Below are 6,098 nucleotides of genomic sequence, written 5' to 3' on the forward strand. Positions count from 1 at the left end.
ATCAATTTTGAATAAGGATTAGTTAGTACAATAGTACTGGTGCTTTGCTCTAAGTATAGCTACTTTCCCCAATTTCTCCCGGTTGGCGATCGCCCCTGGTTGATTTTGGTTCTACAGACTCAATTATGCTAAAAACAATTGAAGATTTAGCATAGTTCACTCGGTAGAACCCTCATTACTCATTACTCATTACTCATTACTCATTACTCATTACTCAACCACCACCAGTAACATTAGGTAAAGATGCAAGATCTGAGTTAAGATGGCTTTTGAGCAAAAAACACAATAGTAGCAACTACAAAAATAAATAAGCTTATAATTGCTTCAATTTTAAAATTTTTAGGATTATTCCGGTTACGACGCAAAATCCCGGGATATCTGATGAGTATTTCTGCACCTTGTCGAAAGCAAATCCAATAAAAATATAACAGTAATATAAACAACCAAGATAGCCACCAAGCAACCACCCAAGGATTACTGCGGTTTGGATCTAGATAATCTTGGTATGACAAACCTGCTTTCATAACTCCAATACCCATAACTAGCCATGGAACACTTTTTGCCAGCAAACACACTTTAATTAAGGTTAAATATCCAGGTCGTAACGCGGGATTTTCTCCGATTCGCTTTTGTACTTTCCACCATACAATAGCAGCATCAATAACATTAATAGCGATCACCATTAACCAAAAATAATTAAATAGCATTGTCATATTCTAAGTTGTAAGAATTTTCAATTCCTGCAAATTTCTCGGGATTGGCGATCCGCCCCTAGTTGATTTTGAATTTATTATTATTCTCTATAATATAGCGTTTATCGGACTCATGAGGTACATAAAACACCAGCATAGCAGCATAGCTGCCTCCTGCCTCGGTGCCTCAAAGCGATAACCTCTGTACCTCACCAGTATAAGAATTGCTATATATTAGTTTCTCTATTTTTAAGTAAGCGTACTAAACATTTCTTTGACATTACTTAATTGTTCTTTAGTCATTTTTGCATTTTTAAGATTTACATACCTTAAAACAGCATCTTTTAGGTTAATATTTTCTAAATTTGCACCTTCTAAACATACTCCTATTAAAACTGCCTCTGATAAATCTGCTCCCTCTAAGTTAGCTTGAGTTAAATTTACATCAGTTAATCGAGCTTGTTTTAGACTTACTCCCTTGAGAATTGCTGACTGCAAATTTATATTATTTAATTGATATTTGTCATCAAAAATAGCCGCTTCTAAGTTAATTTTTTCTAAATTTTCTGATTTATAAATTGCTCCTTCATTGGTTATAATTTTTATTTTTACTTCTTTTGCTTCATCTATATTTTTCTCTTTTTTTGCTTGAGTTTTTATATCTATATTGTCTAGAGAATCTTCTCTGACTTTGCGATATGTTTTAACTACTTCAGCAAAGGTTAATTCTATTTCGTCTTTTCCTTGTCCATTGCTTGGTTGTCCATTGCTTGGTTTTGCTTGTATATCTACCATAGTGTTGCCTTGTTGTAAATTTGGAGTTGTTTGTGATTGAGTGTTTGTTGCTGCTGGTGGTAAATTTGGAGTTGTTTGTGATTGAGTGTTTGTTGCTGCTGGTGGTGAATTTTGAGTTGTTTGTGATTGAGTGTTTGTTGCTGCTGGTGGTGAATTTTGAGTTGTTTGTGATTGAGTGTTTGTTGCTGCTGGTGGTGAATTTAGAGTTGTTTGTGATTGAGTGTTTGTTGCTGCTGGTGGTGAACTGGGATTTGGTGGTGATAAATGAATTTCTACTTCTTTCAAAGTAAGAGAATCTGGATCATTTAAATCTAGTTTATATAGTTTTTTAGAATCATTTTTTTTCCAGGCATATAAACCTCTAAATGAACAATCATCTAAACTATCTATATGTGAGTCAGTCTTAATTTCCTGTGCATTATCTCTTAATTGTGCCTGCTTGTTATTATCATCAAGATTTATAAAATCTATAGAACACAATGAATAACTATTATCTGAGATATCTTTAACAATACAGCTTAAATCTTTGTTACCGTTTCTATCTATTAAGTCTATGGTTTTGATTTCCTTATTAGGGGTTACAAAATCACATTCCTGGGTATCTTCTATATTTTGTCCATCTTGACTTAAAATAACTTTGATAATTTTGTTGTCTTCGGTATAACCATACAAAATATCATCATTTTTTTGATAAGTTATACTAATTAACTTATTATGTCCATGATCTATAGATTTAAGTTTATTTGCTTGATTTGAATCGAGTTTGAATTTAGTTGTGTAGAACTGTCCGTATTTTTCGTGAAGGATGTATACCTCATCATTAGATTGACCACATCTAGCATCAAGAATTTCACCATCTATATCTTTATAGATATCAATAATTGTAGTTTTATCACTTTTAATATTAATCTGGTAAAGTTTATTTGGTTGAGGTAAATTTAAATCAGAACCCTTGACATAAACTGTCTCCATCGGAAACCTCCATAAAGACTCCAAGGTTAGCGCTAGTGGTGTAGGTAGGAACAGATACTATCTTACTGAGTGATCTATAAAAAAGTAAATTAGACCTTAGTCTAATAGTCTGTGATGAAAAAATTAGTTATTTTAAACTTAGCTAAGTAATTTTATATATATTGGTATGAGTGAAGAACTTGCCTATTTGGGTAAAGGCTGGTCCTTTCCACTGGATGTAAATTTCCAAGGTCAGATCTCTCTTAGTTCTGAGGGACAATTAATTAAAGAAGCGATCAGAATTATTCTGGGGACTAAACTAGGAGAAAGAGTATATCGTCCCAACTTTGGCTGTAGACTCTCAGAACTACTGTTTGCGCCAATGGATACTAAAACTCTATACTTAGTACGTTTTTATGTTCAAGAAGCCTTAGAGATGTGGGAACCGCGTATTGATTTAGAAGAAATATTAGTAGAACCTAACTCAATTATAGGTAGATTAGATATTGTAATTGAGTATCGTATCAAACAAACATATCAACCTGACAGCATAGTTTATCCATTTTATTTACAAACTTAGCAGAGGGAAAAGCTGTAAATGCCTCCTAACGATCGCGTTAACTTTGATTTTTTACCGGAATTACCTAAAAGTAATTTAGACGATCGCCAGTTTAATGATTTATATCAAGAATGTCTGGCACTTATACCCCAATACTGTCCAGAGTGGACAGATTTTAACCCAAGTAATCCAGGTATTACCCTAGTAGAATTGTTTGCCTGGTTAACGGATCAGATGTTGCTGAGGTTTAATCAAATACCCCGCCGTAACTATATAGGTTTTTTAGAACTATTAGGGATACGCTTAGAACCACCAAAAGCCGCTACAACACCACTAACTTTTTTCATTAAGCATCAATCTCTCAACACTGCTAATAATCAATTAGAGATTGAAGCAGGTACAGAAGTAGGAACTAAACGCACAGAAAATAAGCAATCGATTATTTTTTCCACTAATGAAAATTTAGTAATTAGTAAGCCGCGACTGATTGGCGTATATAGGGATAACAATGCTGAGTTTGATAATCTCAGTGAAATTTCAGGAAGTTTAAACCTTCCTGCTGATAATTGGCAAAGTACAGGTAGTCAACTTAGAGAAATATTTGCTAGTCAACCGCAAAAAGGTAACAGTTTTTACTTATGTATTGCCAGTGATAGCGATTTAAACAGTAATATTTTAGAGATTGACTTGAGGGGGGAAGTTGCGGCGCCAGAAGGACTAAGAGTCAACGCTTCTAACGATCCTCCAAGACTATGGCAAGCTTGGTGTGAAGGAGAAGAAGAAACAGAAGTGTCTTGGCAACCAATCTTAGAAAAACAAGAAGACGATCAAACCTATGGATTTAGATTCAATGCTACTACAAATATTAGAAATGATAACGGAATGGTAACTGCATCGGGGAAAATCACTCTCTATCTACCAAAGCAGTTAAAAAAAGAAGTTACAGATAATCAAGATAGAGAGTCTCGTTATTGGATTCGGTGTGTATGCGATAATCCAGAGGTAGAACAAGCTGAACTATCCCGCTATGTAAGTTCTCCCAGAATTCAAGAACTTTCTATTAGGTCTATAGGTGGTAGAGTTGAAGCTACTAACTGTAGATTTGAGGAAGAGGAAATCTTGGGCATTAGTGACGGTAAACCAGGACAAAGGTTTTATGTATCGGCTTCCCCAATACTAGGAAGCATCGAAGAAAGAAAAGAAAAGGAAGAAGTTATCAAAGTTAAGTATGGAACACAAGAAGAATGGGAGGAGGTTGCTAATTTTGCTAATTCCAATTCAGAATCTAAACACTATGTAGTAGATAATCAAAAAGGAATGATCCAATTTGGGCCCCGAATTTTAGAATCTAATTGGTCTCGCATACCGAAAAACCAAGAAACAAAAGAAGAACTCTTAGAAAAGATTACCAAAGAAAATTACATTCAAGAAAATGCCCAACGAGGAAGGATTCCCCTCAAAGAGGCAGAAATTATTATTACTAAGTATCGCAGTGGTGGGGGAATTAGTGGCAATGTTATTCCCAACAGCTTAAGAATTTTAAAAACTTCTCTTCCCTATGTAGATTCTGTTACTAACCATATTCAGGCTACAGGTGGTCGTGATGCCCAATCTCTCCAGGAAGCCGCACTGAAAGTTCCTAACTTTCTTAAAAACCGCGATCGCGCTGTCACTAAGGAAGATTTTGAAATACTCACTCAAGAAATTGGCGGCGGACAAATAGATAAAGTTTTATGTACCACTGATAGCTTAATTCCTGGTCAGGTTAATCTCTATACTTTGGTAATTCATCCTGATAACCAAGACAAAAGCCGATATAAACCTTTTAAGATTTCTTATTTGGCAGAAACAGAGTTAAAACACAAACTAGAACAGGAATTAGCAGAAAAAACCTTGATAGGGGTTCATGTGGAGTTCAAAGACCCAGATTATGTACCCATCAAAATCACTATGCAGGTTAAACTCAAAAAATCATCAAATCTAGAACAAGAAGAAGAAAATATTAACGAATTGCTGAATAAATTTTTAGACCCATTAACTGGAGGTCGAGATTTACTTCAAGCGCCAAAAGAATCTTTAAGAGAATATAGAGGCAAAGGTTGGAATTTTCAAGAAGATATTTACGCTTCCGATATTTATTGGCTGATGCAATTTCTTCCCAATATCTTATATGTAGCTAGAGTAGAAGTGGCTATTGAGTCACAAGAGTTAGCTAATCAAGATTTAGTCAAAATAGGTAAAACCCAAATAGTTTGTTGCTCACAAGATTATGTACACAACATCAAATTTATCGATTAATCAACCTACCTCAGCTTTATCAACTGGTAGTCAAACTAATAATCCCACAGAATTAGATGAAAGTTCTAGTTTATATTTAAATTTTTTACCAGAAATCTATCGTGAGATTAATTTTATTGGTCGTTTCCTCAAGGTTTTTGAAAATACTTTTGAACCGATTGTTGACCAGCTTGAGGCAATGTGGGCTTATTTAGATCCCATGATAGCGCCTGAAAGTATGCTCCCTTTTTTAGCCTATTGGGTAGGTTGGGAATCACTCCCTGAATTAGAATTATCACAACAGCGGCGCTTGATTGCTAATGCCATTAAAATTTATCAACTAAGAGGTACAAAAGCTGGACTAAAACTCTATTTACATTTATACACGGGAATTAATCAAGATGATCTGGAAATAATTGATTATTTTCCTCCTTTTATTCTTGAAGAATCCGAACTAGATGAAAGCACTTATTTAGACGGAAATCCCTATCACTTTATTGTTAAAATACAAATTGACCCCAGAGAATTAAATAGTTTCATTAGCTGTTTAGAGGCAGCATTGGCAATTGCTACTTCATTTTGGCAAAGACAATCATTAAACTTATTCCTATCTCTAGTGATCAATTTTTATGGTCAATTAATTAATTACTTCAAAATAATTTATTTAATTATCGAACAACAAAAACCAGCTTGGTGTACTTATGATGTGGTCTTAGAAACATCTATGAACTCAGACCCTCGCATCTTTACCTAATGTTACTGATGGGGGATGAGTAATGAGTAATGAGTAATGAGTAATGAGTAATGAGTAATGAGTAATGAGT

At 34.4% G+C, this 6,098-nt stretch carries 5 protein-coding genes; 3 read left to right on the forward strand and 2 right to left on the reverse strand.

Annotated elements, in window-relative coordinates; all coding sequences use genetic code 11:
* Positions 1–257 precede the first annotated feature (257 nt).
* Positions 258–707, reverse strand: coding sequence for a hypothetical protein (locus MW688_RS21600; protein WP_486738079.1), 450 nt, complete (start codon positions 705–707; stop codon positions 258–260).
* A 234-nt stretch (positions 708–941) separates the two neighbouring features.
* Positions 942–2,459: a pentapeptide repeat-containing protein gene (locus MW688_RS21605; protein WP_486738080.1), complete on the reverse strand. Its 1,518-nt coding sequence runs from the start codon at positions 2,457–2,459 to the stop codon at positions 942–944.
* A 166-nt stretch (positions 2,460–2,625) separates the two neighbouring features.
* Here MW688_RS21605 and MW688_RS21610 point away from each other — a divergent pair, with 166 nt between their 5' ends.
* Genes MW688_RS21610 through MW688_RS21620 form a run of 3 tightly spaced genes read left to right on the forward strand, consistent with a single transcriptional unit; the run spans position 2,626 to position 6,028 of the window.
* On the forward strand, positions 2,626–3,018 hold the full coding sequence (locus tag MW688_RS21610; RefSeq protein ID WP_486738081.1) for a GPW/gp25 family protein: 393 nt from the start codon (positions 2,626–2,628) through the stop codon (positions 3,016–3,018).
* An 18-nt stretch (positions 3,019–3,036) separates the two neighbouring features.
* Positions 3,037–5,295 (forward strand): putative baseplate assembly protein, encoded by a 2,259-nt coding sequence (locus MW688_RS21615; RefSeq protein ID WP_486738082.1) that lies wholly within the window; start codon positions 3,037–3,039, stop codon positions 5,293–5,295.
* On the forward strand, positions 5,267–6,028 hold the full coding sequence (locus MW688_RS21620; protein ID WP_486738083.1) for a phage tail protein: 762 nt from the start codon (positions 5,267–5,269) through the stop codon (positions 6,026–6,028). The genes MW688_RS21615 and MW688_RS21620 overlap by 29 nt, the downstream gene beginning before the upstream one ends.
* Positions 6,029–6,098: the final 70 nt, after the last annotated feature.

This window comes from Johannesbaptistia floridana (assembly GCF_057440575.1).